Source organism: Vibrio lamellibrachiae, assembly GCF_050337265.1.
GTDB classification, from domain to species: Bacteria; Pseudomonadota; Gammaproteobacteria; order Enterobacterales; family Vibrionaceae; genus Vibrio; species Vibrio kyushuensis.
Window position 1 is genome coordinate 83,216 of sequence record NZ_JAKJSU010000014.1, and the last position, 24,941, is coordinate 108,156.

Annotated in this window: 27 protein-coding genes; 5 read left to right on the forward strand and 22 right to left on the reverse strand. The window is 45.1% G+C overall.

What is annotated here, in order from left to right:
• Positions 1-615: 615 nt before the first annotated feature.
• The 14 genes from lafA to flgB form a co-directional block, all read right to left on the reverse strand.
• Positions 616-1,500: a lateral flagellin LafA gene (lafA, locus tag L4C54_RS20925; RefSeq protein ID WP_428809692.1), complete on the reverse strand. Its 885-nt coding sequence runs from the start codon at positions 1,498-1,500 to the stop codon at positions 616-618.
• Between the two features lie 161 nt (positions 1,501-1,661).
• Positions 1,662-2,249 (reverse strand): hypothetical protein, encoded by a 588-nt coding sequence (locus L4C54_RS20930; RefSeq protein WP_428809655.1) that lies wholly within the window; start codon positions 2,247-2,249, stop codon positions 1,662-1,664.
• A gap of 128 nt (positions 2,250-2,377) precedes the next feature.
• Positions 2,378-3,454: a hypothetical protein gene (locus L4C54_RS20935; RefSeq protein ID WP_428809656.1), complete on the reverse strand. Its 1,077-nt coding sequence runs from the start codon at positions 3,452-3,454 to the stop codon at positions 2,378-2,380.
• A gap of 85 nt (positions 3,455-3,539) precedes the next feature.
• Positions 3,540-4,445 carry a flagellar hook-associated protein FlgL gene (gene flgL / locus L4C54_RS20940; RefSeq protein WP_428809657.1) on the reverse strand — a complete coding sequence of 302 codons (906 nt, stop codon included), beginning with the start codon at positions 4,443-4,445 and terminating at the stop codon, positions 3,540-3,542.
• Positions 4,446-4,458: 13 nt separating this feature from the next.
• Complete coding sequence (flgK, locus tag L4C54_RS20945; protein ID WP_428809658.1) at positions 4,459-5,829, reverse strand: flagellar hook-associated protein FlgK; 1,371 nt, start codon at positions 5,827-5,829, stop codon at positions 4,459-4,461.
• A complete protein-coding gene (locus L4C54_RS20950; RefSeq protein ID WP_428809659.1) occupies positions 5,826-6,443 on the reverse strand; it encodes a rod-binding protein in 618 nt (205 codons plus the stop codon). The genes flgK and L4C54_RS20950 overlap by 4 nt, the downstream gene beginning before the upstream one ends.
• A 12-nt stretch (positions 6,444-6,455) precedes the next feature.
• Entirely contained in the window at positions 6,456-7,628 is a 1,173-nt protein-coding gene (locus L4C54_RS20955; RefSeq protein WP_428809660.1) for a flagellar basal body P-ring protein FlgI, read from the reverse strand.
• Between the two features lie 9 nt (positions 7,629-7,637).
• Positions 7,638-8,318: a flagellar basal body L-ring protein FlgH gene (flgH, locus tag L4C54_RS20960; protein WP_428809661.1), complete on the reverse strand. Its 681-nt coding sequence runs from the start codon at positions 8,316-8,318 to the stop codon at positions 7,638-7,640.
• 213 nt (positions 8,319-8,531) lie between these two features.
• Entirely contained in the window at positions 8,532-9,317 is a 786-nt protein-coding gene (gene flgG / locus L4C54_RS20965) for a flagellar basal-body rod protein FlgG (RefSeq protein ID WP_428809662.1), read from the reverse strand.
• An 11-nt stretch (positions 9,318-9,328) separates the two neighbouring features.
• Complete coding sequence (locus L4C54_RS20970) at positions 9,329-10,060, reverse strand: flagellar basal body rod protein FlgF (protein WP_428809663.1); 732 nt, start codon at positions 10,058-10,060, stop codon at positions 9,329-9,331.
• An 11-nt stretch (positions 10,061-10,071) separates the two neighbouring features.
• Entirely contained in the window at positions 10,072-11,262 is a 1,191-nt protein-coding gene (flgE, locus tag L4C54_RS20975) for a flagellar hook protein FlgE (protein ID WP_428809664.1), read from the reverse strand.
• Between the two features lie 52 nt (positions 11,263-11,314).
• Complete coding sequence (locus L4C54_RS20980) at positions 11,315-12,028, reverse strand: flagellar hook capping FlgD N-terminal domain-containing protein (RefSeq protein WP_428809665.1); 714 nt, start codon at positions 12,026-12,028, stop codon at positions 11,315-11,317.
• 45 nt (positions 12,029-12,073) lie between these two features.
• Positions 12,074-12,508, reverse strand: a complete 435-nt coding sequence (gene flgC, locus L4C54_RS20985) for a flagellar basal body rod protein FlgC (protein WP_428809666.1) — start codon at positions 12,506-12,508, stop codon at positions 12,074-12,076.
• Between the two features lie 5 nt (positions 12,509-12,513).
• Positions 12,514-12,888 (reverse strand): flagellar basal body rod protein FlgB, encoded by a 375-nt coding sequence (gene flgB, locus L4C54_RS20990; RefSeq protein ID WP_428809667.1) that lies wholly within the window; start codon positions 12,886-12,888, stop codon positions 12,514-12,516.
• Between the two features lie 184 nt (positions 12,889-13,072).
• Between flgB and flgA the strand changes: the two genes are divergently transcribed.
• The 3 genes from flgA (at position 13,073) to flgN (ending at position 14,664) form a co-directional block, all read left to right on the forward strand.
• On the forward strand, positions 13,073-13,804 hold the full coding sequence (gene flgA / locus L4C54_RS20995; protein WP_428809668.1) for a flagellar basal body P-ring formation chaperone FlgA: 732 nt from the start codon (positions 13,073-13,075) through the stop codon (positions 13,802-13,804).
• A gap of 105 nt (positions 13,805-13,909) precedes the next feature.
• Positions 13,910-14,203 carry a flagellar biosynthesis anti-sigma factor FlgM gene (gene flgM, locus L4C54_RS21000; protein ID WP_428809669.1) on the forward strand — a complete coding sequence of 98 codons (294 nt, stop codon included), beginning with the start codon at positions 13,910-13,912 and terminating at the stop codon, positions 14,201-14,203.
• 11 nt (positions 14,204-14,214) lie between these two features.
• Complete coding sequence (gene flgN, locus L4C54_RS21005) at positions 14,215-14,664, forward strand: flagellar export chaperone FlgN (RefSeq protein WP_428809670.1); 450 nt, start codon at positions 14,215-14,217, stop codon at positions 14,662-14,664.
• Positions 14,665-14,895: 231 nt separating this feature from the next.
• Here flgN and L4C54_RS21010 read toward each other — a convergent pair whose 3' ends face one another.
• The 8 genes from L4C54_RS21010 to L4C54_RS21045 are packed head-to-tail and all read right to left on the reverse strand — an operon-like array spanning position 14,896 to position 23,083.
• Positions 14,896-15,420, reverse strand: a complete 525-nt coding sequence (locus L4C54_RS21010; RefSeq protein WP_428809671.1) for a flagellar export protein FliJ — start codon at positions 15,418-15,420, stop codon at positions 14,896-14,898.
• On the reverse strand, positions 15,413-16,753 hold the full coding sequence (gene fliI, locus L4C54_RS21015) for a flagellar protein export ATPase FliI (RefSeq protein ID WP_428809672.1): 1,341 nt from the start codon (positions 16,751-16,753) through the stop codon (positions 15,413-15,415). The genes L4C54_RS21010 and fliI overlap by 8 nt, the downstream gene beginning before the upstream one ends.
• Positions 16,750-17,679 (reverse strand): flagellar assembly protein FliH, encoded by a 930-nt coding sequence (fliH, locus tag L4C54_RS21020; RefSeq protein WP_428809673.1) that lies wholly within the window; start codon positions 17,677-17,679, stop codon positions 16,750-16,752. The genes fliI and fliH overlap by 4 nt, the downstream gene beginning before the upstream one ends.
• 2 nt (positions 17,680-17,681) lie before the next feature.
• Positions 17,682-18,707 (reverse strand): FliG C-terminal domain-containing protein, encoded by a 1,026-nt coding sequence (locus L4C54_RS21025; protein ID WP_428809674.1) that lies wholly within the window; start codon positions 18,705-18,707, stop codon positions 17,682-17,684.
• The gene (gene fliF, locus L4C54_RS21030) at positions 18,697-20,430 is read right to left on the reverse strand and encodes a flagellar basal-body MS-ring/collar protein FliF (protein WP_428809675.1); all 1,734 of its coding nucleotides are present in this window, start codon (positions 20,428-20,430) and stop codon (positions 18,697-18,699) included. The genes L4C54_RS21025 and fliF overlap by 11 nt, the downstream gene beginning before the upstream one ends.
• Positions 20,431-20,440: 10 nt before the next feature.
• Positions 20,441-20,773: a flagellar hook-basal body complex protein FliE gene (fliE, locus tag L4C54_RS21035; RefSeq protein ID WP_428802870.1), complete on the reverse strand. Its 333-nt coding sequence runs from the start codon at positions 20,771-20,773 to the stop codon at positions 20,441-20,443.
• Between the two features lie 34 nt (positions 20,774-20,807).
• The gene (locus L4C54_RS21040) at positions 20,808-22,196 is read right to left on the reverse strand and encodes a sigma-54-dependent transcriptional regulator (RefSeq protein WP_428809693.1); all 1,389 of its coding nucleotides are present in this window, start codon (positions 22,194-22,196) and stop codon (positions 20,808-20,810) included.
• Positions 22,197-22,201: 5 nt separating this feature from the next.
• Positions 22,202-23,083 carry a MotY family protein gene (locus tag L4C54_RS21045; RefSeq protein ID WP_428809676.1) on the reverse strand — a complete coding sequence of 294 codons (882 nt, stop codon included), beginning with the start codon at positions 23,081-23,083 and terminating at the stop codon, positions 22,202-22,204.
• 581 nt (positions 23,084-23,664) lie between these two features.
• On the opposite strand from L4C54_RS21045, the gene L4C54_RS21050 reads away from it, so the two are divergent.
• Together L4C54_RS21050 and fliN are read left to right on the forward strand one after the other, a co-directional pair.
• Complete coding sequence (locus tag L4C54_RS21050; protein WP_428809677.1) at positions 23,665-24,543, forward strand: FliM/FliN family flagellar motor switch protein; 879 nt, start codon at positions 23,665-23,667, stop codon at positions 24,541-24,543.
• Positions 24,540-24,911 carry a flagellar motor switch protein FliN gene (fliN, locus tag L4C54_RS21055; RefSeq protein WP_428809678.1) on the forward strand — a complete coding sequence of 124 codons (372 nt, stop codon included), beginning with the start codon at positions 24,540-24,542 and terminating at the stop codon, positions 24,909-24,911. The genes L4C54_RS21050 and fliN overlap by 4 nt, the downstream gene beginning before the upstream one ends.
• Positions 24,912-24,941: the final 30 nt, after the last annotated feature.

Below are 24,941 nucleotides of genomic sequence, written 5' to 3' on the forward strand. Positions count from 1 at the left end.
TCTTAAATAGTGGTGAATGTGTATCCACACTGAAGAGAAAACGCCTATTAAAAAAAGGAACTTAAAAAATGAAATACACTAACCAAAAACCAACAAGATAAAAATTTAATACATAAAAAACAATCAGTTAAGAAATAATAAATAGATGGGGTATCGAATAAAAACATCGAGATATCACTCCTTTTCACTCTATTTCATAGCGCTTTACTAGATTTCATCAAAGTAGTTCTCACTGACCCTCTGATTACAACAAGAACGTAATGATTGGAGCTAGTAATTATGAGCTGCAAAGGAATAGGTTCTGCCAAGTATTCTTTCAACCAAGCATTTGGTTAACGAGGAATATGTCATAGGTATGGGTAGCGGTTAGAAGTACCACGATTAGCCATCAGATTTAGCCAAGTGCGACCCAAAGAAAACTTGATATGCAGCCAGTGGTACCATTAATAGTTTATAACATTCGTTTCTATTTTCTCCGTTAATCCCCCCTTCATTATTCTAAAATTACAAACGCTTAGACGGGCAGAATTACAAATAGCACGCATAAAAAAACCGCAGCGGGGGCTGCGGTTTAACAAGATAGAATTTGGTAGATTTACAATTAGCTTGGGCTAATTAGATTAGGCTCATTACCATGCCTGACATGCCATTCGCTTGAGAAAGCATAGACATAGACATTTGCGTTAGCATTTGGTTCTTCATCATATTTGAAGATTCAACTGCATAATCAGTATCCATGATACGGCCTTTCGCCATTTCAGTGTTCTCACGCATGTTGCCAAGGTTAGTGACTGTGTGGTCAAGGCGGTTAATTGTTGCGCCGAATTGAGCACGAACCTCACCGATACCTGCATCAGTTCCATCACCACTTAGCAACAGGTCAATAGCATCCATTGCATCTTGAGCAGACGAGTTAGCACCACCACCTGGGTTAGTGTTATCTAGGCTGTGGCCTTGTAGCGCGCCAATATTGGTAACAACATTAGCAATTTCACCAGACGCATCAAAATCTAAAGTTTCACCCGTAGTTGCACCAATTTGGAATGTCATTGCACTAGTGAAAAGACCGCCATTGTTCGCATCAAAAAGGTTATTACCAGAGCCATATTGAGTATTATCAACGATGCTTTCTAGTTCTAGTTGTAGCTCATCCCACTCAGCTTCCATAGCCGCAATTTCTGAACCAGAGTTTGTACCATTTGACGCCTGTGTTGCCAAATCTTTCATACGGTGAGCGATGTTAGTCATCTCATCGAAAGCGCCTTCCGCAGTTTGTAGCATAGACGTTGCGTCTTGAGCATTACGAGAAGCAACAGACAGACCGTTTACTTGAGATTGAAGGCGTGTTGCGATTTGCAGGCCAGCAGCGTCATCAGCAGCAGAATTGATACGGAAGCCAGTAGAGATGCGCTGCATCGCTTGGTCCATTGCGCCAGATGTTTTATTTAGGTTGTTCTGTGTCATTAAAGACGTGTAGTTCGTATGAATCGATAGCATGATTAAATCCTCTTTTGATTATGCTGTACCGCTTACATAGCTATAAAACGTCGACTGGTTACCAGCGCTTAAACCACCATTTTCACTTTTTAGTTTCCACGACTGGAAAATAAATAAATTAAATGAAAAAAGCTCATATTTTGCCAAATCGGTCAATCTTCTGGCTAAAAGACAACCACTACCATTACGATTGAAATGATACCAATCCATATTGCGCGCTTCACCCATAATTTCTGCTCTCTATTGGCGAAAGTTGAATATCCATCACTACCAATCGGAGACCAAAGCAGTTGCATCGGCTGAGATAACTCCAAACCATTGGTAACCAATCGCCAACCACCGCCTACCGACGGCAACAATTTTATCATTTGATCATTCGCCAACGTTGAAGCCACTAATACCGCTTCACCCTGGGAAACCTGCCAGCGAACTTGATGCATTTGGCCATCAAGTTCAAATTGAGTCATCAGTACTCCGCGACCACTCGGCAGCTGCAGTACTGGGCTAGCCTGTTGCCCTTGTTGATAGACCATATCGTGGCGACTTGGCGTTACTTGTTGTGCCGAGTAAAGCATTCTCACCACCTGCCATTGTGCCAATGGCATGACCAAGCTAGGCATCTGCTGCTGTTGATGTTGAGTTGGAAGATGGCTTGGTTGCTTGGATGGCTGCGACATCTGCTGCTCAGATTTAAGTTGCGCAGGCTCTACGCGAACCAACTTATCAATGCCGGGAGGGAGTTGTGACTGCATACTAACCTCAGAAAAGTGACTGCCTCAAGAAATGAGTAAGCTAAAAAATTAGGTATAAAAAAAGCCAGTCAGTAACTGGCTCTTTTTCGTGTAATGAATACAACATTGAGGTGTTGCTTGGGGCTCGATTATGATCTCGTCAACAGAGCCACTACGGTATGCCGGTGAACATTCGCTTGGGTTTGGATGTTTTGATACACCTGAGTAAAGCTCGCTTCTTTTGGTAAAACACGCTCTAAATCTCGTTCAACCGTTGATAAACTTATTTCAGCGCTATTAACGTTTTTCTCGTTAATCGCAGAAATTTTCTCGTTCACCAAACGTCTATGTGCACGAAGCTCTTGAACACTGGCTTTGACCTGCTGCATCAACTGTTTGGTTTCTGCTTGAGACTCTCGCAAATGCTGGTTATCTGCTTTAAGTTTTAACGGCTCAAATCTTGGCTCGGTCGTATCAACTTTGGCGCGATTGGCTTTGCCCGCAGGAAAGCGCTCACCTTGACCCGTCACTTTCATGTGAGTTGATACGCGTTGCCAATCTTGTTCGCTGGCGTTAAATACTAATTGACGCTGTTTATCTAGGCCAACACCGATTCCGTGTTCATTGAACGCTTGGCGAAATTGCATCGCCTGTTTCTCTGGCGTTGCTTGACTATCTAACTTAACGGGAACCGCATTGGCGCCGCCTTTGCCTAAGTTAAACACCAGTGTTTCATCTCGCCCTACAGCGCGGTTGGTATCCAACCCTTTAATGCGAAAGGTAGTGCGATCATCACCGTGATAAATCGGCTTTAGTTGCCTGCTCACGACAGGCTGATTCTGAAACTCAGCTTGCTGAATAGAACGTTCCATACTGGTATTGATTCTATCGATCTCAGCAGTAATTTTCGCAGATGCACCACCAGATTTCAGAGCAAAGCTTAAGCGTTTATTCAATTCTCCTAAACCATTGCCAATCTCCATGAGGCTGCGTTCCGCCACTTGCGCAGAAGCGAGTTGTTGTTGCGCTCGCTGAAGTAGACTTTGGCGGCGAGTATGTTCTGGCGTTAATGTTTGCGATAGGCGAATCGGGTCACGCTGCTTACTTTCAGCAATACGTGGGCTCTCGACCACCTGCGTATTATGCCCCGCTCGTTTAGCAATAACAGCCGGCTGTCGATTCACACCAGAAGTTGTTGCTCTTAAATCACTAACTTGAGAAACCATACTCTATTTCAATTCCTGCTTTAAACTATCAACACTCGCTTTGAAAGCGACACTCACTTGGAAACGATGTACGCCTATAAAACAATTACATTATCGCAAACAGCGACATACTCGCCGTTTTCACGTACGTTGCTTGAGTTGCCTGCAGTGCCAATAAGTAGTTATTAAACTCCACCATGGCATCGGCATAATCAAGGTCTTCTAGTTGACCAATCAATTGATTATTAAACAATTCAACCTCTGCGTGGCCGCTGTCTAATGTACCTAATGAGTTCTGTCTTGTACCCAAATCAGTGATAGAACCGGATACTGAGCCCAAAGTTGCATCAAGAACATCCAAGCTTCGATCTAATACATCATTACTCGCTGCGTTAAAATCAGGATCACGCAGCTCATTAATTGCTTCATCAAGCTGATTAAAAATGTCCATGTCACCCGAGAAGAACATGTCACCCAAGTTAACGTTCACCTTCATAGTCACGCCATCACCGACCACGACTTCACGCACACCCATGTCACCGTTGTAAACCCAGTTACCATCTGCATCTTTATCCAGCGGCTTGGTATTGACGTCATTACCGGCAAACAGGTATTTACCGTTTTCATCTTTCGCATTCACCAGAGACTCTAAAGTGTCTTGCAACTGTTCCAATTCTGCCGCAATTGCCTCACGCTCTGCTGGACCATTACTATCATTAGCGGCCCAAAGGAGTTTGTCGCGTACCTCATGCAGGATATCGACACCATTGCTTAGATAAACCTCCTGATTTTTGAGAAGAATATCCGCTTGCTCGATATTACTTTGATATTGAGCTAATGAAGCTTGCTGACGACCCAAACTCATTACACGCGTTGATGCCATGGGGTCATCAGAGGGAACTAAAATGCGTTTACCCGTAGCCATCTGCTGCATTAGTTTGTTAATGCCAAGCGAGTTATTATTCAAACTCGATGACATCATTTGGCTATATTGATTGGTACTAACTCTCATGGGGATTCCTCAATTAAAATAGCTGCATAACAGATGCAAAGGTTTGGTTGGCGGCGTTAATAACCTGAAGATTAGCTTGGTACGCTTGCTGATATTTCATCAAGCTCACCGCTTCTTCATCTAGGTTCACGCCACTGGTGCCCGATTTTTCAATCGTCGCTTGCACGTAGATATTGCTCGCAGCGTGGTGATCAGACTGCGCTTGGCGCGTCTTCACTGCGATATCACCCAGCATTGAAGTGTAAGCACCGCCTAAAGTTTGAGAACCCAAATGAGCAATATCAAACTCTTGGTCTTTGATTTCGATAAGCTTAAGCAAGTTACCATTACTGCCCGGCTTACCGTCGTCAGAAAGTGCTAAATCTTCTGGTTTAAAGTCTGGGTCGATTTTTAAAGTCGACGCTGGGTTATCAGGGTCAAAGATAAACAGGGCTTTACCTGCATTACCGTTTAAATCAAAACCTTGTCCAAGCTGGTCGTTAAAGGCTGTGGCAAACTCAAGCGCAATATCATTGATGATCTCTTGAGATGGAATCAGTACATCTTTCTCGTAAGCATCTAGTGCGCCCAACTTGCCGCCAATATCAGAACCAATCGGGAAGTCTTGGCCGTTAAAGCTCAGTGATAGAACTTGGCTCTGTGGGTTGTTCGGATCAACCGAGACAGCAAACTGCGCGGTTTGGTTACCACTGATCAATGGCTGACCATTCGGCAACGCCAGTTCTAGCGTGCCATCACCTGGATCAGTAATGCGAATTTCGACTACTTCAGAAAGTTCGTTAATCAACACGTCACGCTCATCACGAAGGGCAGCGGTATTTTCACCACTCACTTCGCCTTTGCGAATCTCTTCATTGAGCTTACTGATGTTAGTAAGTAAGCTATTACCGTGCGCTACCGCAGAGGTACGCTGTTGGTTCAAATCAGAAAACTGACCATCAACCGAGCTGCTTAATTGATTAACACGGTTGGCCAATGCTTCCGCTTCACTGATCACTTGCTGGCGATTCGCCGAGCTATACGGCGACACACTGGCACCATTAAGTGATGAGAAGAAGTTATTGAAGCCTTGATCTAGATTCATTGAATCAGCAGAAAGTAACGTCTCTAAACGTTGCAGCTGCTGATGCGCCGTTGACGTTTGGCCAAGCATTGAGCTCGCACGAAACATTTGATTGGTTTGATACTGATCCGTTACTCGACGAATACTGGTGACGCTCACGCCGTTTCCTGCATCGTTCACGCCCATCGCGCCTACAGCACCAAACACCGCCTGCTGACGGCTGTAGCCAACCGTATTGATATTCGCAACGTTTTGGGAAGTAACGTTCATCCCTATTTGGCTAGCTTGTACGCCTGAAAGGCCTATGTTCATCAAGCTCATACTGAAGACTCCTTAAGATTGACATGCAACAGTGGTTGGCTAAAGGCTCGACTTGATTGGGTAACGTTCAAATCTTGCGACGGTAGAATTTGCTGCTCTTGTGTAGGTAAAGCGACCTCAGGGCTGGCGTTCTTAAATTCGCTCTCGACAAATGTGCCTTGAGATTGCGTCGGGAAAGGGGAAATGGAAGACGCTTCAATGGCCGCGCCTTGCATTTCACTTCCTGTTGCTTGTTCTCGACCCAATTGAGCCACAATCGACTCTGCTAAACCCATGCGGCCTTTGGACATTTCTATTGAGATCTGACCATCAAAAAACTCTTGATAAGTCTTATGTTCACGGCTGCTAAACAAAGGGTTTTCTTCATCACTTTGCAGAGCTTCACTTGCTTGACGCATCTGTTTCAGCACCATTTGTAAAAACAGCGATTCAAACTGCTCAGCGACGCCTTGAAGTGCTTGTTCGGTGTCGCCTGAGACCTTGAGATCATTTAAGTTTCGGCTATCAAAACTGGTAACAACCCCCACGTTGGCAGGCTGATGATTCGAGCGCATGATGTTTGACGGCATGTGCTGCAGGGCAAACGGATTGACAGGAAGTGTGGTGACAGTCATTACAATTCCCCCTTAAATCACAACAAGTTCAGCGTTAAGCGCACCTGAGGTGTGCAGCGCTTGCAGTATGGCCATTAAGTCATCTGGTGAGGCACCAAGGCTATTCACCGCAGTCACGATGGTTTCAAGCTCGACACCTTCAGGCCAGATAAACATAGGATTACGCTCTTGGTTAATGTCTATTTCAGACTCAGGAACAACCACAGTTTGACCGCCACCAAAGGCATTCGGTTGGCTGACATTGAACGACTCACCAATGGTCACGGTTAAGTTGCCATGGCTCACTGCAGCGCGCCCAATTTGAACCCCTTGGCCAACCACGACGGTTCCAGTTCGGGTGTTAAAGACCACTCGAGCACGTTGACGACCAATATCGACTTTCATCTCTTCCAAAATCGACATAAACACCACGCGCTGCTCGAAATCTTCCGGCGCCTGAATCTCGATACGCGCATAACTCACCGCTGTTGCTGTCTCTGGGCCAAACGTCTCATCGATAGTGCGTGAGATATTTCTAGCGGTGGTAAAATTAGGCTTTAAGAGGTTTAGGGTTACCATAGGTCGAGAGCTAAAGTCCGATGGAATTTCACTTTCAATGATCGCCCCATTAGGGATTCGTCCGGCGGTCGGCACGTTCACCGTAATGCTTGAGCCTGTACGTCCTTCCGCTTTAATACCACCAACCACAAGGTTGCCTTGAGCAACCGCATAAACTTGGCCATCAATAGCACGTAGCGGTGTCATGATTAGTGAACCACCACGTAAACTTTTCGCGTCACCAATCGAAGAGACAGTCACATCTATCGCTTGGCCTTTACCAGACAACGGCGGAATAGAAGCGTGCACACTCACCGCAGCAACGTTACGCAGTTTTGGATCGATATTGTCATCTAGCTGCAAACCAAATTGACGAAGCATGTTGGTCACAGATTGACTGGTAAATTTCACTTGATTACGGTCGCCTGTGCCATCAAGGCCAACCACCAATCCGTAACCAATCAATTGGTTTTCTCTCAGACCTTGAATATCGACCAGATCGATAAGATGTCTTTCGCTGGCGGAAGCATAGACAGGAGTAGCCGCAATAACGGGAATAGCGGCAATGCAGCCAATAAATAGAACATTTATGACCAATGTATAAAGAAACGAGCGAACTTTGGATTTCGCTCTCATTTTAAATCTCATAGCCACCTCTTAAAATGGGAATAGTGGACTAACAAACAGCTTGGTTAACCAACCTGCTTCGTTGGCATCGGCCAACACACCACTTTGTGAATAGGTGATCCGAGCATCAGCAACGCGCTGGGACGAGATCTGGTTACCATTGTTGATATCATCGACACGAACTAAACCATTGAGGCGAATAAATTCATCGCCTTGGTTAAGACGAATCCATTTCTCGCCTTTTATGCGTACAACGCCATTGGGCATCACTTCATGGACCATCACGGTAATGGAACCACTTAAAGAGTTACGCTGAGAGCTAGCTGAGTTGCCGCGAAAATCACGGTCACCTGATAAGTTCCCACTTAATCCACCAGCACTAGTTCCTGTGTCATAATCCGCAGATAATCCACCTGACGAGGTTTTACCGAAATTGGTGTTAGCTTGTTTACTCGAGCGGGTATCTTCATCCAAAGAGACCGTTAAGATATCGCCGACACGATACGCACGTCTGTCTTGAAATAGCGTCCAAATATAGCCATCACGATAAACTGAACCTGCACCTGCATCAGGCAAAGAGTAGTCCAGCGCCGGTGGTGCATAGACATCGTCATCAGGCGAAGGGCGATCATCAATCAATGAGGATGAATCGAACGAGCTACACCCAACAAGCAACAGTGCACTGAAAATCAGTGCGAATAATCTCAACATTGGTTTACCTTTATAGGTTTAGGCTTGCACTCAGTTTTAGATGCAATAGATAGTGATGAGGGCCTAAACGCATCAATCCATGAATATATCGCTGCGCATAAGACCGATAAGGTGTGGAGCTAAGCTCAAAATTGAGCACCTTATCGACCAAATACACCCTTACCGATCAAGCGTCACTTAGTTTTTAACAACTGAAGTTTTTAAGAACTGCGATTACAGAACTTGGTTTACGTATTGCAGCATTTCATCTGAAGACGACAGTGCTTTCGCGTTCATTTCGTAGCCACGTTGAGTCGTGATCATGTCGACCATCTCTTCAACAACTTGTACGTTTGAACCCTCGAGAACACCTTGCTTTAACTGACCAAAAGCACCTTCGCCGCCTACACCATCAATCGCATCTCCACTTGATGCGGTTTGGCGGAACATGTTGCCACCAAGCGCTTCAAGGCCAGCTGGATTGATAAAGTTAGACAAGGTGATTTGCCCGATTTCTTGTGGGAAGTCGCTGTTCGCTACTTTGGCTGAAACAGTACCATCGTGACCAATCGTGATCGTTTCAGCATCTTCTGGTACTTGAATGTTCTGAGCTAATGGCAGACCTTGCGCAGTGACCATCATCCCTTCTGAGTTCAAGTGGAATTGACCGTTACGCGTATAAGCTGCTTCACCGTCGGCGGTTTCAAGCTCAAAAAAGCCTTGTCCATCAATTGCCACGTCTAGGGTCTGACTCGTGGTTTGGTACATGCCTTCAGTGAACACTTTCTGTGTGCCGACAACGCGCACACCAGAACCAAGCTGAATACCACTTGGCAGTTCATTGACCTCATCAACCATGGCACCCGGTTGACGCTGAATTTGATAAAACAGGTCTTCAAACGCCACACGGTCGCGCTTGTAGCCAACAGTGTTTACGTTGGCAAGGTTGTTTGAAATAGTGGCCATTTTCGCATCTTGTGCGGCTAAGCCTGTTTTACTGATCCATAACGCTGCGTTCATTTTTGTTTCCTTTAAGCTCTTAGTAGGCGATTACCCGCTTCGGCGATTTTTTCTGCGGTTTGCATCATTTTCAGCTGCATTTCAAAGTTACGGCTGAGGTTCATTGAACTCACCATCTCTTCTACCGCTACAACATTGCTCTGCTCTAAGAAGCCTGAAACCATAGCGACTTCCCCTTCAAGGGCAGGAGCAAATGGGTCTTGGCCACGAAATAGGCCATTCTCGAGCTTGCGCAGATCCGCGGTCTCAGGGTTAACCAGTTTTACCTGACCCACCTCGATCGCTAGGATTTCCCCTTCAGGAACAATGTTAATCGTGCCGTTATCACCAAATTCGATACTGGTATACAGAGGAACATTGATTTGTTGACCATCATTACCAATCAGCGGTAAGCCGTTAATCGTTAGGTCACCATCTTGGCTTCGTTCAACGTTACCCGCTCGGGTATACGCCTCGTCACCATCTTCCATCTGTACAGCAAAGAAGCCTTCAGTACGCAGTGCTAAATCCAGCGGTCTGTCCGTCTGTTGAAGAGCTGCGGTATCAAAGCGTGTTCCGCTTGTTTCCGCCTTCACAAGTGCTCGTGTGTCATACGCAGCGCCTTTTACAGCGAACGCTTCCGCGCGTTCCATATCGGCACGAAAACCGTGAGTATTAATGTTTGCTAGGTTATTGGCTGCGACTTGCTGAGCGGTAAAAACTCGCCCTGCACCACTCGCTGCCGTGTAAATCATACGATCCATCAGAATCAGCCTTACATGTTAAATAGGACTTGAGTCAGCTGCTGCTGAGTCGATAGAGATTGAGCATTCGCTTGGTAGTTACGTTGAGCCGTCATTAGACCGACTAGCTCACCCGTTAGGTCAACGTTTGACTCTTCTAGGTAACCCGTGCTCAACGCACCCAATGTTCCTGTGCCCGGTGCGCCGGTTAGTGGCTGACCAGACGCTTGCGTTGCCGCCCAACCGGTATTACCCATTTGAACTAAGCCACCGTTATTCGGGAAGTCAGCCAAAATCACTTGGCCTTGAATCATCTGCTCACCGTTGCTGTAGTTAGCAAATAGGTAACCATCTTCATCAATCGTGATACCCGTAAGCTCACCTGCTGTGTGACCATCTGAACGGTTTGTCGATACTGCAAAGTCACTGCCGTATTGCGTTGTCCCTGTCATAGAAAGGTCGAATGCCATTGCTGATGCGCCATTTTGAGGATCATAAGCAATCGCAATATCACCCGTTGGATCGGTTAGGTTACCGTCGGTATCAAATTCCACTGAGGTTGGCGAAGCTAAGTCTTCACCGTTCATGCAGTAATGAACATCCCACTCGTTCTCGCCAGTTTTAACAAAGTACTGAGTTAACGTGTGCTCGTTGCCCAGTGAGTCATAAACCGTTGTGGTGTACGACGAGTTGTAGCTATCGCTGTCTTCAGGGTCAAAGGGGTTGTTTACGGTATCGATGTCTGTTGCGCCCGCATCAAAGTTGCTAGCAAAATCGACGCGGCTGGTCGCTTGAGCAGGCACTGAACCGGTTTTCACTTGAAGATCCGTTACTGAACCCGTTTGTACGTTGCCAAATGAATCGGCACTGTAGCCTTGCAAACGGTGACCCGAGTTATTCACAATAAAATTGTCTTTATCTTGGTTGAACATACCCGCACGTGAGTAAGAAGTAGAACCGTCTGGCGCTTCTAATACGAAGAAACCATTGCCGCCAATCGCAAGATCGGTTGGGCGTCCAGTCATCGACATGTTCGAGCCGTTGAAGCTTTGTGAAACGTTCGACATCTCTACACCGCCGCCCATTCCGCCATTCATAACCGCAGCAAATTCAGCACGAGATGACTTAAAGCCAACTGTAGATACGTTCGCAATGTTGTTACTGATTGTGTTTAGCTCTTGTGAAGTGGTGTTCAAGCCACTCATTGCAATATTAAAACTCATTTTTACTCTTCCTAAATATTAAATGGGGTGTCTAAAATTACAGGCAAAATCGCTATCCACGTGCCAGTAGGTTGAAAGGAGAAATAGTCGGGGTGTCATCGCCACCACCTGCTTTGTCGCCGTATTGAGTAACATGGAAGAAAGGCACGTAGCCCACACCACCAATAAGAAACTCAGGAGATCCGCCACCAGGTGGAATGCGCATCTTCTCAATCGTGCCAGATAGCATTAGCTCAGGCGTGTAGTTGGAATCATCGGTCACAACATTAAGGTCGTACTGACCATCTTTTAGACCTAATGATTTTGGATCAATATTGAAGGCCACTTCGCCTTCACTGTTTGAGCCAAGCTCGATGGTATGAACCACTTTGCCAGCGTCATCTTTAATCTCGATTTTCAGATCTTCAACAGACGTCGACAGGTCAATAACACCTGAATGTTTAGTGCCATCAAGTTCAATCGTATCGGTTGATACGCGAACGTCTTGACCAACCATGCCTGCGGTAGTCAACACTTGAATATTATCCAGCAACACCATCTGATTTGAGATGGTATTACTCATGCCTTGCATGGTTTCCACTTGCGTCATCTGCGCTAACTGAGTCATAAACTGAGTCGTGTCGAGCGGATCAAGTGGAGTTTGGGTTTGAATCTGAGCGATCATCAAGGTGAGAAAGGTATTATCCTGTCCACCGTTACCAGCAATCTGACCATCACTGGTTTGCTGGGTCCCTGAATCACTCGACATTACTCCGGCTAAGCTCATAAGAATTCCTTTAGTACCAAGACTGTATGGTTAAAATTAAAGCCATTACTGACCCAGTTTAAGCAGCCCTTGCTGCATGCTGCGAGTACGTGTCAGAACATCGACACTTGTTTCAAAGCTGCGTGACGCTGACATCATGTCGGCCATTTCATGCACCACGTCGACGTTCGGGTAGTAAACGTACCCTTCTTCATCTGATATCGGGTTGCCCGGCTCATAGCGGCGATCAAGCTCACCTTCGGTATTCACCACATCAAGAACCTGTACACGCGCACCGGCTGACGCCATGTTGTCGCTGAACAGCTGCTGTTGATTTTGCTGATACACAGTAGCGAAAACAGGTTTACGAGCACGGTAAGTATCCGCTTCGGTTGTCGCTCCAGAGTTGGCGTTAGCAAGGTTACTTGCGATTGTGTTCAAACGTGTGGTTTGCGCGGTCATAGACGACCCCGCTATCTGATAAATATCACCAAATGACATAACGATTACTGCCCCATAATGGCTGTCGATAGCCCTTTAAATTTCATGTTCAAGAAAGTTAAGCTGGTTTCAAAATCCACAGAATTTTGTGCAAACTGTGCTTGCTCAACTCCTAATTCAACCGTGTTGCCATCGATTGAGTTGTTGTATGGATTGCGATACATCAGCTCTTGAGGGTGAAGCCTCGTTTGAGATGATGATTGCCCTTGCTGCAGACGATGTTCCACTTGTGAAATCGCATTTTGGAAGTCAAAATCACGTGCTTTGAAGCCAGGGGTATCGACATTTGCCAAGTTTCCTGCGATAACTTTTGAGCGTTCTGCACGAAGTTCTAACGTGTGGGTATGAACGCCAAGTGCTTTGTCAAAACTGATTCCCATTTGATTTTCCTTGCAAACAAATACGGTGGTTAGTGGCTGTATATAACAAGATACGTGCCAATAATTAACCGATTGTTTTTAAAGGATTTAATCAACTAAGCATTTAAAATAGGAAGAGTCATTTCCGCTCATGGGAAGTAAAGAATTAAGAAGAGGAAGTGCCTAATGAAAAGTGACAACAGTGATGAATAGAGCGCAATGGAGTGTGGTATTTGTTAGCCTAGTAACGGCATTTTCTGTGCACGCTAAAGATACAATATCGACAAGAGATAACCCTGAAATTCAACGAGTGTTGAACCAACATATTGAACAACTGTTAAGCCAAGTCATTGTCCAAAACAGATGGCAAGCTAGCTCTAAAAGTGTCACGATTACGCTCCCTAAGGGAAGCCACCGACTCACATCGTGCTCTCAACCGCTTGAGATTACACGTCGTGACAACAGGCTATATCCTGCAGGTCGATTGCGCTTTAATGTTCAATGCCAAGGTAGCAAAGATTGGTCTGTAAACGCTCAAGCAACGGTCGACTTGGTCGTCCCAATGATCTATGTCAGCCGCACCGTTGCCAAAGACACCTTGCTAGTCAGTGACGATTTATTCACTAAGCCCACCAACTTAGCCACTATAAATCGTGATTTCATTTCTCATCCAAATACGGTCATTGGTCAACGGGCATTAAGACAGGTGCGTAGTGGTCAGTTACTCTCACCAGAACGAGTCAGTCACCCTTACATCATTAATAAAGGTGATAGCCTCATGATTGAAGCCGTTGGTGACAACTTTTCCACATCTATGCTAGGAACCGCCCTCGATAGTGGCTACTTACAACAACAGATTAGAGTGCGAAATAACAGCTCAGGAAAGACGATTCGAGCCGTGGTGATCGAGAGTGGAAAAGTACACACGCTTTTTTGAAAATATCGCTTCATTTAATTTCAAATAGACGCCTAGTTTGCTTTAAGAGAATGAAAAAGGCGGTCGTTTTAAAAAGATAACAGAACCAGACTCAAGGAATGCCCGATGATTAATATTGGCAACAACGGTAATCACACCGTTTTCAACCAAACTGTAAAGCCTTCTACTCAGACAGAAAGCAAAGTGGGCGACGTAAAAACGAACAAAGAAACGACGCTTGAGCAAAAGGTTAGCCAAGAAGCGCGTACGTTGGAGTCGCTGCAACAAGAATTACATCAGCTTCCTGAAGTTGACTTGGCTCGTGTGAATGAAATTCGCGCTCAATTATTAAAGGGTGATTATAATATCGACCTTGATGAGTTGGCTGGTGCAATCAAAACAACCCATCAACGCGACTGAGAAAACCCATTATGAGTGTGACGCCAATCAATACCTCTCGTTCAACCGCAATTAAGCAGTTTATTGTCGAGGTTAAAGCCGACCTGAATGATTATCAGCGGCTTTTTGAATTGATGGTGGTTCAACATAAGTTGCTTACAAAAAGAGAGACAGAAAAACTCTCTCAGATTTCAGGTAAGCATAAGAGTTTTCTAAGCTATTTAGAAACTCGTGCCCAACACCGCTCTCAATTACTCATTCAGATCGGTGTTTCAGCAGATGCCAGTGGCGTGGCTAAACTCGTCGCAGCACTGCCGAATAAGCTGGCTAAACCATTGGCGGCTGATTGGAATGATTTACATCGTCTAATCGAACAATGTAAAGCGCAGAACGAACGCAATAACGCTCTGCTCGACATGCAGCAAAGTATCTTAAGTCGCTTAACACAAAAAAACGATTCTCAGCTCTATTCGCCTGAATAGCTCTTAATAACAATAGTTTTCAATATCAATAGCTTTCAAAAAAACAATAGCGCTCATTAACATCAGCGAAAGCCACGATTCCCGCTTTCGCTTATCCCCCTCTACCGATTAAACACCCCTCAAAACCTTGCGCTAGCAGTCCAAACTTACGTTCATAAAAATACGCTCATAAAAAAGCGCTTAAACCGAAGTCTAAACGCTTATTTCTACGTAATTAATTTCTAATCGCTGTTATTTATTGATCGCTTGTCGGCTCGCATTCAACTTGTTAATCGTATAACGCTGTGCCCCAATCTCATCATTCATCGCTTGCTCGATACGGCTCTCTTTCTGTAGAGCTTCTCTACGACGTTTCTCTAGAACGGTGTCTAACGACTTCACTTTGATGTTTTGATTGAGTACATGCTGCTGGATACGTCTGTGTTCTGCTTTTGCTAGGGCGAGTTGCTGTTGCTGAAGAGACTGCAAATGTTGCAAGTTTCCTCGCAGTTGATCGCGATTACACCACGCCATTGCGCTCTCTCCACCATTGACCTGAACCGAGTCATATATTTCCATCAACTGGTTCACATGGCTTTGGTGCTGTTCACTTTGGCTTTGCTGCTTTTGAAGTTGCTGGCTCAAACGTTCTAATTGGTCTTGATTAATATCACGAAATTTCGCCAATCCAGATCCTTTTGTTGAACCTGTTTGTCTTGGCGAGCCATTCGCTGTTAATGAATTATTCAGTCTTGATGAACCAAAGGATCTAGCCATTACTTACCTCTTCAATCAATGTTTTTAACTGCAAGGTCGAGTCATCAAGTGAGGAAGCCTCTTCTTGTGACTGCTGTAGGAAATTCATTAGATTCGGATAAACACGAACAGCGGTGTCCATCAACGGGTCATTACCAGGCTGATAGCCGCCTAGCGGTATCAACTCTTTGACCTCTTGATAGCGACCGTAGCACTGCTTAAATTGCATGATGTCTTGGACTTGCTCTTTACTTACCACCAGCGGCATCGTACGCGAGATGGATTGAGCAATATCAATCGCAGGGTAATGCCCTGTTTCAGCCAGTTGACGGCTAAGGACAATGTGTCCATCTAAGATAGCTCGGGCGCTATCCGCTATCGGATCTTGCTGATCATCACCTTCGGTTAATACCGTATAAATCGCGCTCATGCTGCCGTTTGGATTAGAGCTGTTCCCTGCACGTTCAACAAGCTGAGGTAACATACTGAACACGGATGGCGGATACCCTTTGGTTGCTGGAGGCTCACCCAGAGCAAGACCAATTTCTCGTTGTGCCATGGCGAAACGTGTCAGTGAATCCATCAGTAATAGAACATCTTTACCTTGGTCACGGTAATGCTCTGCGACTCGGTGGCATAACTGTGACGCTCTAAGACGCATTAACGGTGATTCATCAGCAGGAGAGGCAATCACAATCGCTCGCGCTAATCCTTCGGGGCCCAGAGCATGATCAATAAACTCTTTAACCTCTCGCCCTCGCTCACCAATAAGCCCAACCACAACGATGTCTGCTTCTGTTTGACGGGTTATCATGCCAAGCAGCACACTCTTACCTACGCCACTGCCAGCAAATAACCCCATCCGCTGACCTTTACCAATGGTCAACATGCTGTTGATGGCTCGAACCCCAACATCTAAGGGATCACGAATGGGTTGGCGAGACATTGGGTTAACGCTTTTACCTTGCAGGCAAATCGTTTCACCGCCACGAAAGTCAGCTAAGCCATCAATAGGTTCTCCCATGCCATCAACCACGCGGCCAAGCCACTGATCACTAATTTTTAGTTGAGACTCCCCTTCAATAGGCCAAACTCGCGCCCCTGAAAAAAGCCCAGTAGCAGGCCGAATCGGCATTAAGTAGGCGACATCGTGATGAAAACCTACCGTTTGAGCTTCGATTTTTTCCCCACTGCCCGTTTCAACTAGGCAACGCTGCCCCGTCAATAAACGACAGCCAACCGCTTCAAGCATCAATCCAGTGACTTTAACCAAGCGTCCCGTAACTTTTGCAATAGGGACAGCCCCTAACGAGGCCATCGCGTCTTGCAGTCGTTGATCGATGCCGTTATTCATACTTGTGGCTCGAGTTCAGCTTGATAAGCGTGCGCTGCGTCAACAGAGGCTTTTGGCAGCTTCACATCGACACTGTTAGCTTCATCAAGCAGATGCTCTTTAACTGAATTCATGCATGTTTCTAAACGCAATTCACATCCGGCGTCTGCTTCTGCTGTTTTAGTGATAATACGGCAATCACCTTGGCGTAAGCTCGGATCACAGACGATATTCCACTCTGTAATTTTCTCACTGGCTACTTTCTCAATCTGAGCGAACTCTTCTTGAGCCATCAGAACTTTGATTCCTTGCGGCTCACTCGGTAGAGTTTCAAGTGTCTCTTCGACAAGGGCTAATATTTGTTGTGGTTGCAGGGCTAATTCACAGCGAATGACCTGCTGAGCAACCTTTTGCACCAATTCACACACTAACTCTCGTTGACGACGTTCTTGCTCTGCAAACAGGCGCTCGACTTTCTCACTCATGCTTGCAAACGGAACACTGGCAATAAGGAACTCTTTTTTACCTTCAGAGATACCCTGCTCAATGCCCTGCTGCTGACCTTTAACTAGCCCCTGTTCAAAGCCTTGCAGCTGACCTTTTTCAATGCCTTCTTGCAGACCTTCGTCATAACCTTTGGTCATGCCAAGCTGAAAACCTTGGCTGTATTGCTCTTGAATATCGCCACTGCCAGAAGGTTCGTTTCCAATCGCAGTATCCGCTTCCTGATCCATCAGAGGAGAGTCGCCATCTAGCTCAAAGCTAAACTCTCGGTCGAGATCAACGGCCATATCAAAGTCGTCAAAACCAAACTCATCGACAGGCGCAGCTTGCTCAACTGGAGAGGTAACCGATGCCGCCAGCTGAGCTGAATCAACCAAAGGAGGAAAGCGATGGCTTCGATATTCATGAGGCGCTAGGCGCATCACTCGATTTCGTCTAAACATCGTTATTCCACCGTTTTCTCTTGATAAAGTTGTAGATTAATTTGACCTGTTTCATTGAGATCGCGAACATAATCCATGATTTCATCACGCGCTTTCTTCACTTGGCTGACGGACACTTTGCCCAACATTGCGATTTCAGACTCAAACGACTGACGCATACGACGAGGTAAAATAGCCAAAATAGATTTACGTGTTTGTGTATCTGCACCTTTAAGAGCCAGAGCCAGTGTTTCAACTGGGATCTCTTCAATGATTCTCGTACGAACCGCTTCCGATTGACGAGTAAGCACACCAAATTCGTACATTTTATTTTTCAGGCGATCAACCAACTCATGGTCTTGATCACCCAAGGCCTGCATGAGACCGGCTTGGTCACCTTGGTAACGGTTGATGATATCAGCCGCCTGCTGCTCACCTTCTACAACCGAGCTTGAGTTTTCTGCCAAGTACTCGATACAACGTTCAACGAGATCTTTCAGCTCTTGAGCCACCTCTTTGTTCACTTCGGTTAAGTTGGCAATGCGGTACAGCAAATCGTGCTGTGTCTCTTTGTCATACTCAACCAAGGTTGCGGAAGCGATGTCTGCAGGCAAAAAGGCAATGAACAACGCTCGCATTTGAATATGTTCATGGCTTAAGAAACGCGCCAACTGATTAGGCTGAATCCACTGTAAGCGCTGCATAATAGTTCGGACTTCATCGCCGTAAATGCTATCGAGTAAGCTACGAGCTAGTCGACCACCAAGCGCTTTATCTAGCGTGCGTTGTAAGAAGGTACGTGATGCACCACTGATCCCAGATTGAGCTCTGAATTCATTGAAAAAACACTGCAATACGTATTGAGCTTCAATGCTGCGAATCGCTGATTGATGCGCCATGGCATGGCTCACTTTAAGGAGCTCATCACGAGACATATGTCCCATGACTTTCGCTGCAGAATCTTCACCCATACTCAGCAACAAAATGGCTGCTTGCTCTACGGGATCGAGTAAAACTTCATCTGGAAAAGACATATTATTAAGACTCATTGTTGCTCACCCATTTTTTAACCACATCCGCGACACGTTCTGATTCTGCATCAGTGAGCTTTTGTAAATGTTCAACCTGAACTTCAAGGTTCGAGCCTGATGGAGGAAGATCGTAGAGGTCGGTCGCGAGTGTACTTCCAGACTCTGCTGCTCCGCCAAATTGAACCGAATTCAGTAAGGCATCAGCAAGATCTTGTTCGTTATCAATATGACTACCGATACTTCCCAGTTCATCTGCGGTATTTGGAGCTTCAATCGCCTCATTACTGGCTTGTGAGCCTAGTGCTGATTGAGCACCACCAGCTGACGCCAGACCCGATGACGCTTGAGTCGATGTTTTAAGTGCATTCACTAATGGGCGTAACACAAACAAAATAAAACTCAGCGCAATCAGTCCGTAAATAGTGTATTGAATCAGCATTAGGTTCTGCGCTTGTTGCCACCACGGTAAAGGCTCAGTGACTACGACAGGTGCTTGTGCAAAATTAAAGGCATGCAAGCTAAATTGATCACCACGTTCATCCATATATCCCACTGAATCCTTTATCATTTGAGCAACTTGTTCAAGCTGCTCAGGTTGCCAGCCTTGCTCATTGGTTGCATCGTTAATTAGTACTGAGACAGAAAGATGATCCACGGAGCCTTGTGCTTGGCGCGTGTGTCGAACCTTACGTCCTACATCATAATGACGGGTGCTTTCAGCGCGTTCATTACGAGATTCATTAGTCGCATCTTCCCCTGCTGGAGCTTGATTACTCAGTGAACCCGGAATACCCAGCGCTAGCTGACCTGACGTATTGTCCTGTTTATTAAACTCAGTACGTACCACAGGGTCGCTGTCGATTGACTCATGCGTCTCTTCGACTTGGTCAAAGTTAAGCGTTGCCGCCACTTGAACTCGGAAATTACCGACACCAAGTAAAGGCGCTAACATGTCGCCTGCTCGGCGAACAATATCTCGCTCGATGCGCTGCTGCATTTCATGATTCTGTACACTTAAACGACCGTTATTGCCGTTTTTCAAATCAGCACTGAGCAGATTGCCAAACTGGTCAATCACAGAGACACCTTCCACTGGCATACCTGAAATACTGCCACTGACTAGGTTTACAATCGCCTCAACTTGCGAAGGGCTTAATTCTTTACCCGGCAGCAGATCTAACATAACCGCTGCAGACGGCTTCTCTTCGTTAATGCCCACAAACAGAGTTCGATTTGGAATGGCTAAATGGACGCGAGCATGATTGACCGAGTTAATGGCAAGAATAGTTCGAGCAAGTTCGCCTTCTAACCCTTGGCGATAGCGAGCACTTTCAATAAATTGACTGGTACCAAGCCCGGTCGCTTTATCTAAAATATCCAAACCTGGCGGTAACTTCGCCGATACACCATGCGCAGCTAAGGTGATACGAGCATCAGCTAGTTTGTTTTCTGGGACTAGGATTTGGCCCGTAACACGATCAATTTGATGAGAAATTTTCGCTTGGCTTAAAACCTCTAAAATTTCTGCACTGTCGTAGCGCTCATTCTCACCATACAACGCCTTATAAGGGCTAGTATGACTCCATAAAATTACGACGATAAACAACGAAATCAGTACCGTAAGCGCTGTGATCTGCGCAACTTTACTGTGTTTTCCGATCTGTTCTTTAGCCGTATCTCGCCATTGTTGCCACTTAGGTGACTCGGAGCTTGGCTGGTTTTCTACAATTGTTGTACTCATTTGATTCTCACTACAATGGCATCTTCAGTACATCGTCATACGCAGCCATTAACTTATTGCGTACTTGTGTCAGTGCTTGAAAAGAAATACTGGCTTTTTGACTGGCAACCATGGCGCCAACCAAATCATCAGAGCGTCCTGCATCTACATCAGCCGTCATTTGACTCGCGTGTTGTTGATGGTTATCAACGCGTCGCACCGCTTGGTGCATCGCACTTTGGAAATTGTCACTTTGAATCGTTTGTTGATTCGGTATCACACTGATGCCTTGGTGGGCATGATCGCGCATTGATGCCATTCGTTGCATCATGTCCTGTTGCATTACCGAAGGAGGGTTTGACATAAACTGCTCTCTAATAATTTACGCGGCTAATAGCCTAAGCGGCTGAATGAGAATAATGCGAAACTGCATCAACGTTGATGCCCTGCTCTCGCATGGCGGCAATCTTGTAGCGCAGAGCACGAGTCGTAATACCGAGTGCGTCTGCGGTTAAGTTTCGACGTCCATTAAATTTCGCTAATGTGTCTAAAATGAACTGATTTTCTGCTTTTTTCTTACTGTCTTTTAGGCCACTTTGGTAACAAACCTGAGTCGGCTGGTTGATTGAATTATCCGAGTGTTCACTAAGTGCTACCGTCATTGAGTCATTCACTGGCAGCATCAAATCCTGTGGTGTAATCCACGTAGAATGACGCATCACCAAGGCTCGTTGAATGGTGTTTTCTAGCTCTCGAATATTTCCTACCCAGTCATAAGCCAACAAGCTATTTTCCGCTTCTGCGGATAAACGGCAGGTTTCAGTACAACCCTGGTTGTATTTGGCGATAAAGTGCTTAGCAAGAGGAAGAACATCCTCTTTACGCTCACGAAGTGGTGGCCATTGAAGTGGCAACACATCAAGACGATAGTACAAGTCTTGTCGGAACAGACGTTGGCTCACGGCCTCTTGTAAATTCACATTAGTAGCCGCAATAATTCGAACGTCCAGAGCAATTGACTTATGGCTACCCAAACGCTCAACTTCTCGCTCTTGAAGAACACGCAATAGCTTCGCTTGCACCGCTAATGGGATTTCACCAATCTCATCGAGCAGTAAGGTTCCGCCATTGGCTTCTTCAAACTTACCCGCTTGAGCCGCTGTTGCACCGGTAAAGGCGCCTTTAACGTGGCCAAATAACACCGCCTCTAACATCGTTTCTGGGATGGCTGCGCAGTTAATCGCGACAAATGGCCCTTCACTTCGATGTGAATGCTGGTGTACGTATTGAGCAAGCACTTCTTTACCTGTTCCAGACTCGCCAGTAATTAACACTGTCGCATCTGTTTTTGCAGCGCGATGTGCCAATTGCAGTACTTGCTGACTACGCCAACTTGAGGCAATTAAATTTGGCGAAGAGGAACGCACAGTATTCACTCGCTGAAGTAATTCAACTAACTGCATTGGTTGGTAAGGCGTCAGCAAATAGTCTGACGCACCTGCACGCATGGCACGGCTTGCTAAATCATGCTGTTGATAATCAACGATAGCGATCAGCGCAGAATAAGGATTAAGGTGTTTGGACTTTTCCACCACCTCAATTAAGGACATATCGGGCAACTCTGAAGAAACAATCAATACCGATTCCGGTGATGCATTAAGATGAATTAACGCATCAAAGCCGGTGCTAACGACTCGGCAGCGATAGCCTGACTCTTGTAACATCACTTGCGTCTTTTCTAATTGCTGCACATCGTTATGAGCAACGATGACTTCTGTAGCAGTTATTCGATTCACGCCTGATCACTCCCACTTTTGTCATTACGCACAATACGAACTTGAACACGTCGATTAAGTTCACGGTTGGCCTCGCTATTGTTGGCCTTCAAGGGATAACGATGCCCGTGTGCTCTTAATTGAATCTTCTTAGTATCGACACCGACTTTTTTGAACTCTGCCATGACCGCTTTCGCACGCTCACGGGCCAAACCGAGGTTATTGAGTGAGTTGCCACTGTTGTCAGTATGACCATCCAGCAAAATAGTGGTGATGGAGGAATCGTAATGAATGTAACTCGCAACATCGGCGATATTGAGTTTCTGCTGAAGCGACAGTTCGCTTGAACCCAGTGGGAAATGGAACAAATTGTCTTTTGCTTGTGGGTAATCCATCGGCAGCAGATTCGTCATGCAAACTTTCATTTCTTGTAAACTGTGAGAGAAGTTAACAGACGGCAGATCCCAGGTTTTCACTTGCTGATGCTGGCTATACTGAGCTGAAACTTGCGCCCATGCGCCTTTTTCCATTTTATTCAGCAAACTTTTAATTTTACGCCCATCTTCAAAAATGATTTGTTGCGTCCCACGGGTTCGACCTTCTATCCACGGCTGGCTGTTACTGTTTTCTTTCCATGGCTCATCGTTCACGTTGAGCCAAGTGCTGTCGACAAAGTAAGGTCGTTGAAAGGTACTGAGGGTTAGGTAAGGCTGCTTGCCTGAACGAACAATAACCGTTGCATCACCATCAAATTCCAATGGGGTTTTCATCTGACAATGGAAACGATCGCCACTAAAGTGCCATTGGACTTGATCGAGTGGTTTCTGAATTGATTTAGCGATAGCAGATAAAGGTAAACACCCCATCGTAATCAACATCACCACATTTATCACTTTCATAGCTATCACTCACTCCATTAAGCAAAAATCAAATAGGCTCGAACAAACGACAATTAACAACGAAAAGTTAAACTTTTATTTCACCTAATAATTTGGAATGTGATCTACATGCCAAATTAGATTTATTAATAAAAATGTCATTAATTAATTAATATAACCATCAGGTAACGACTTATTTAAAACACGAATCATGCTATTTAGTGAGGTGGTAAATTACTATAAATATATACTTATTCATTGCATATGATTGCATTAAGATCACAACAAGGTTGTTTTGCAGACTAAAACATAATCTACCCATTAATATCCTGTAACACTGAGACACAAAATAAAACAGCAATACCGCTAAGCTTCACAATTTCAGACAGTTAGTTAACATTTCCATGACGAAAGGCTCAAAAAATCAATTTGGGATCTTGGTTCACTTATATTGATAAATCATTACTATTTTAATTAGGATTAATGCTTAATTAATCCGTTCAAAAAGTTTAGACATTATTAACAAATATATTAAAGAGATAACTTTCATATATATTAACTTTCTAGCCATGGCTAGATCACGAGCTAACCTAGATTAAAATATGAAAAATAATATAAAGACAGATAACGCAAAACTTAAAAAAGAATCGGACAATATTATTGTGCATAATATAGACACAAGAACATTAGGCCGACCATTAAACATGGCTAGACAAAACTTAATTCCATTACTTAATAAATCGGAAGAGCAGTTAAAACTAACCATCAACAGTATGACTCGAAGAAATGATACGGTCGTAAAAATTGCGGAGATTAGCATTGAAATGCAGTCGATACCGCCAATCCATCATGAGCCTATCTACTTTTCTCATAATCGTAATCACGGCATGAGTATGATTGTTGTCAGTGGTGATTTGATTACTCAGATCGCGGATGCGTTTTATGGTGGAGCACCAAGCTTTGTCCATAAAGATGCGACTATCCATCCACCATTGAATTCTAGTGAGAAACGAGTTCAAGCAAGGCTTGGGGCAACGGTTCTTAATCAACTGAGCTCAGAATGGCAAACAGTCACACCGCACTCTCCTCTAGATACAACAACACTACATGTGGTTTTCAATATCACAATTGGTGAAAGTATTGGTCAGCTAAGCATGCAACTTGACGATCACCTGTTGATTCACTTAGGTCAGCCAACGGCTTCCGTGATACGAGATCCACTAGAGATTGAAGAACGACGTAGCAAACAGTTACAGCAAGTGCCTGTTCAGCTGAACGCTATTTTGGCCAGTCAAAGAATCTCACTAAATCAAGTCTCCAAGCTCAAAGTTGGTGACATTATTTCAGCAGATATCAAAGAGTTGGTTGAAGTTAGCTCCGGCGCTCAAAAACTATTCAAAGCTCGAGTAACAGAACAGAACAATCATTTGGTACTGCAAATTACAGATCACATCAACCCATCAGAGAACTTTCAAAAATGAACGACGAAACATTAGACCTAATGCTTGAAGATGACCTCAACTTTGATGCTGAGGTGGCAGATATTTTTAACGCTCCACAGGAGCAAGTCGAGCCTCCGCCACAAATGGCAGAAAGAGAGCTTAGCTTCTTCCGCCAAATTCCTGTAACTGTGACCCTCGAAGTCGCGAGCACTGCGGTGACTTTAGGTGAGCTAATGCAAGTGGGTCCTAACTCAGTTATTGAATTGGATAAGCTAAATGGCGAACCACTGGACGTGAAAGTAAACGGTCACTTACTGGGTCATGCAGAGGTCGTGGTTATCAATGATAAGTATGGTTTACGCATCACTGATATTGCAGAAGATGCGCTAAATGACGTTACTAACTAAGCACGTATCTATGTTAACTCGTGTTTTTAT

Coding starts and splice junctions, on each gene's coding strand:
- L4C54_RS20930 (WP_428809655.1), bottom strand. CDS start 2,249: ATGCAGTCACAACTCCCTCCCGGCATTGATAAGTTGGTTCGCGTAGAG.
- L4C54_RS20935 (WP_428809656.1), bottom strand. CDS start 3,454: ATGGTTTCTCAAGTTAGTGATTTAAGAGCAACAACTTCTGGTGTGAAT.
- flgL (WP_428809657.1), bottom strand. CDS start 4,445: ATGAGAGTTAGTACCAATCAATATAGCCAAATGATGTCATCGAGTTTG.
- flgK (WP_428809658.1), bottom strand. CDS start 5,829: ATGAGCTTGATGAACATAGGCCTTTCAGGCGTACAAGCTAGCCAAATA.
- L4C54_RS20950 (WP_428809659.1), bottom strand. CDS start 6,443: ATGACTGTCACCACACTTCCTGTCAATCCGTTTGCCCTGCAGCACATG.
- L4C54_RS20955 (WP_428809660.1), bottom strand. CDS start 7,628: ATGAGATTTAAAATGAGAGCGAAATCCAAAGTTCGCTCGTTTCTTTAT.
- flgH (WP_428809661.1), bottom strand. CDS start 8,318: ATGTTGAGATTATTCGCACTGATTTTCAGTGCACTGTTGCTTGTTGGG.
- flgG (WP_428809662.1), bottom strand. CDS start 9,317: ATGAACGCAGCGTTATGGATCAGTAAAACAGGCTTAGCCGCACAAGAT.
- L4C54_RS20970 (WP_428809663.1), bottom strand. CDS start 10,060: ATGGATCGTATGATTTACACGGCAGCGAGTGGTGCAGGGCGAGTTTTT.
- flgE (WP_428809664.1), bottom strand. CDS start 11,262: ATGAGTTTTAATATTGCAATGAGTGGCTTGAACACCACTTCACAAGAG.
- L4C54_RS20980 (WP_428809665.1), bottom strand. CDS start 12,028: ATGAGCTTAGCCGGAGTAATGTCGAGTGATTCAGGGACCCAGCAAACC.
- flgC (WP_428809666.1), bottom strand. CDS start 12,508: ATGTCATTTGGTGATATTTATCAGATAGCGGGGTCGTCTATGACCGCG.
- flgB (WP_428809667.1), bottom strand. CDS start 12,888: ATGGGAATCAGTTTTGACAAAGCACTTGGCGTTCATACCCACACGTTA.
- flgA (WP_428809668.1), top strand. CDS start 13,073: ATGAATAGAGCGCAATGGAGTGTGGTATTTGTTAGCCTAGTAACGGCA.
- flgM (WP_428809669.1), top strand. CDS start 13,910: ATGATTAATATTGGCAACAACGGTAATCACACCGTTTTCAACCAAACT.
- flgN (WP_428809670.1), top strand. CDS start 14,215: ATGAGTGTGACGCCAATCAATACCTCTCGTTCAACCGCAATTAAGCAG.
- L4C54_RS21010 (WP_428809671.1), bottom strand. CDS start 15,420: ATGGCTAGATCCTTTGGTTCATCAAGACTGAATAATTCATTAACAGCG.
- fliI (WP_428809672.1), bottom strand. CDS start 16,753: ATGAATAACGGCATCGATCAACGACTGCAAGACGCGATGGCCTCGTTA.
- fliH (WP_428809673.1), bottom strand. CDS start 17,679: ATGTTTAGACGAAATCGAGTGATGCGCCTAGCGCCTCATGAATATCGA.
- L4C54_RS21025 (WP_428809674.1), bottom strand. CDS start 18,707: ATGAGTCTTAATAATATGTCTTTTCCAGATGAAGTTTTACTCGATCCC.
- fliF (WP_428809675.1), bottom strand. CDS start 20,430: ATGAGTACAACAATTGTAGAAAACCAGCCAAGCTCCGAGTCACCTAAG.
- fliE (WP_428802870.1), bottom strand. CDS start 20,773: ATGTCAAACCCTCCTTCGGTAATGCAACAGGACATGATGCAACGAATG.
- L4C54_RS21045 (WP_428809676.1), bottom strand. CDS start 23,083: ATGAAAGTGATAAATGTGGTGATGTTGATTACGATGGGGTGTTTACCT.
- L4C54_RS21050 (WP_428809677.1), top strand. CDS start 23,665: ATGAAAAATAATATAAAGACAGATAACGCAAAACTTAAAAAAGAATCG.
- fliN (WP_428809678.1), top strand. CDS start 24,540: ATGAACGACGAAACATTAGACCTAATGCTTGAAGATGACCTCAACTTT.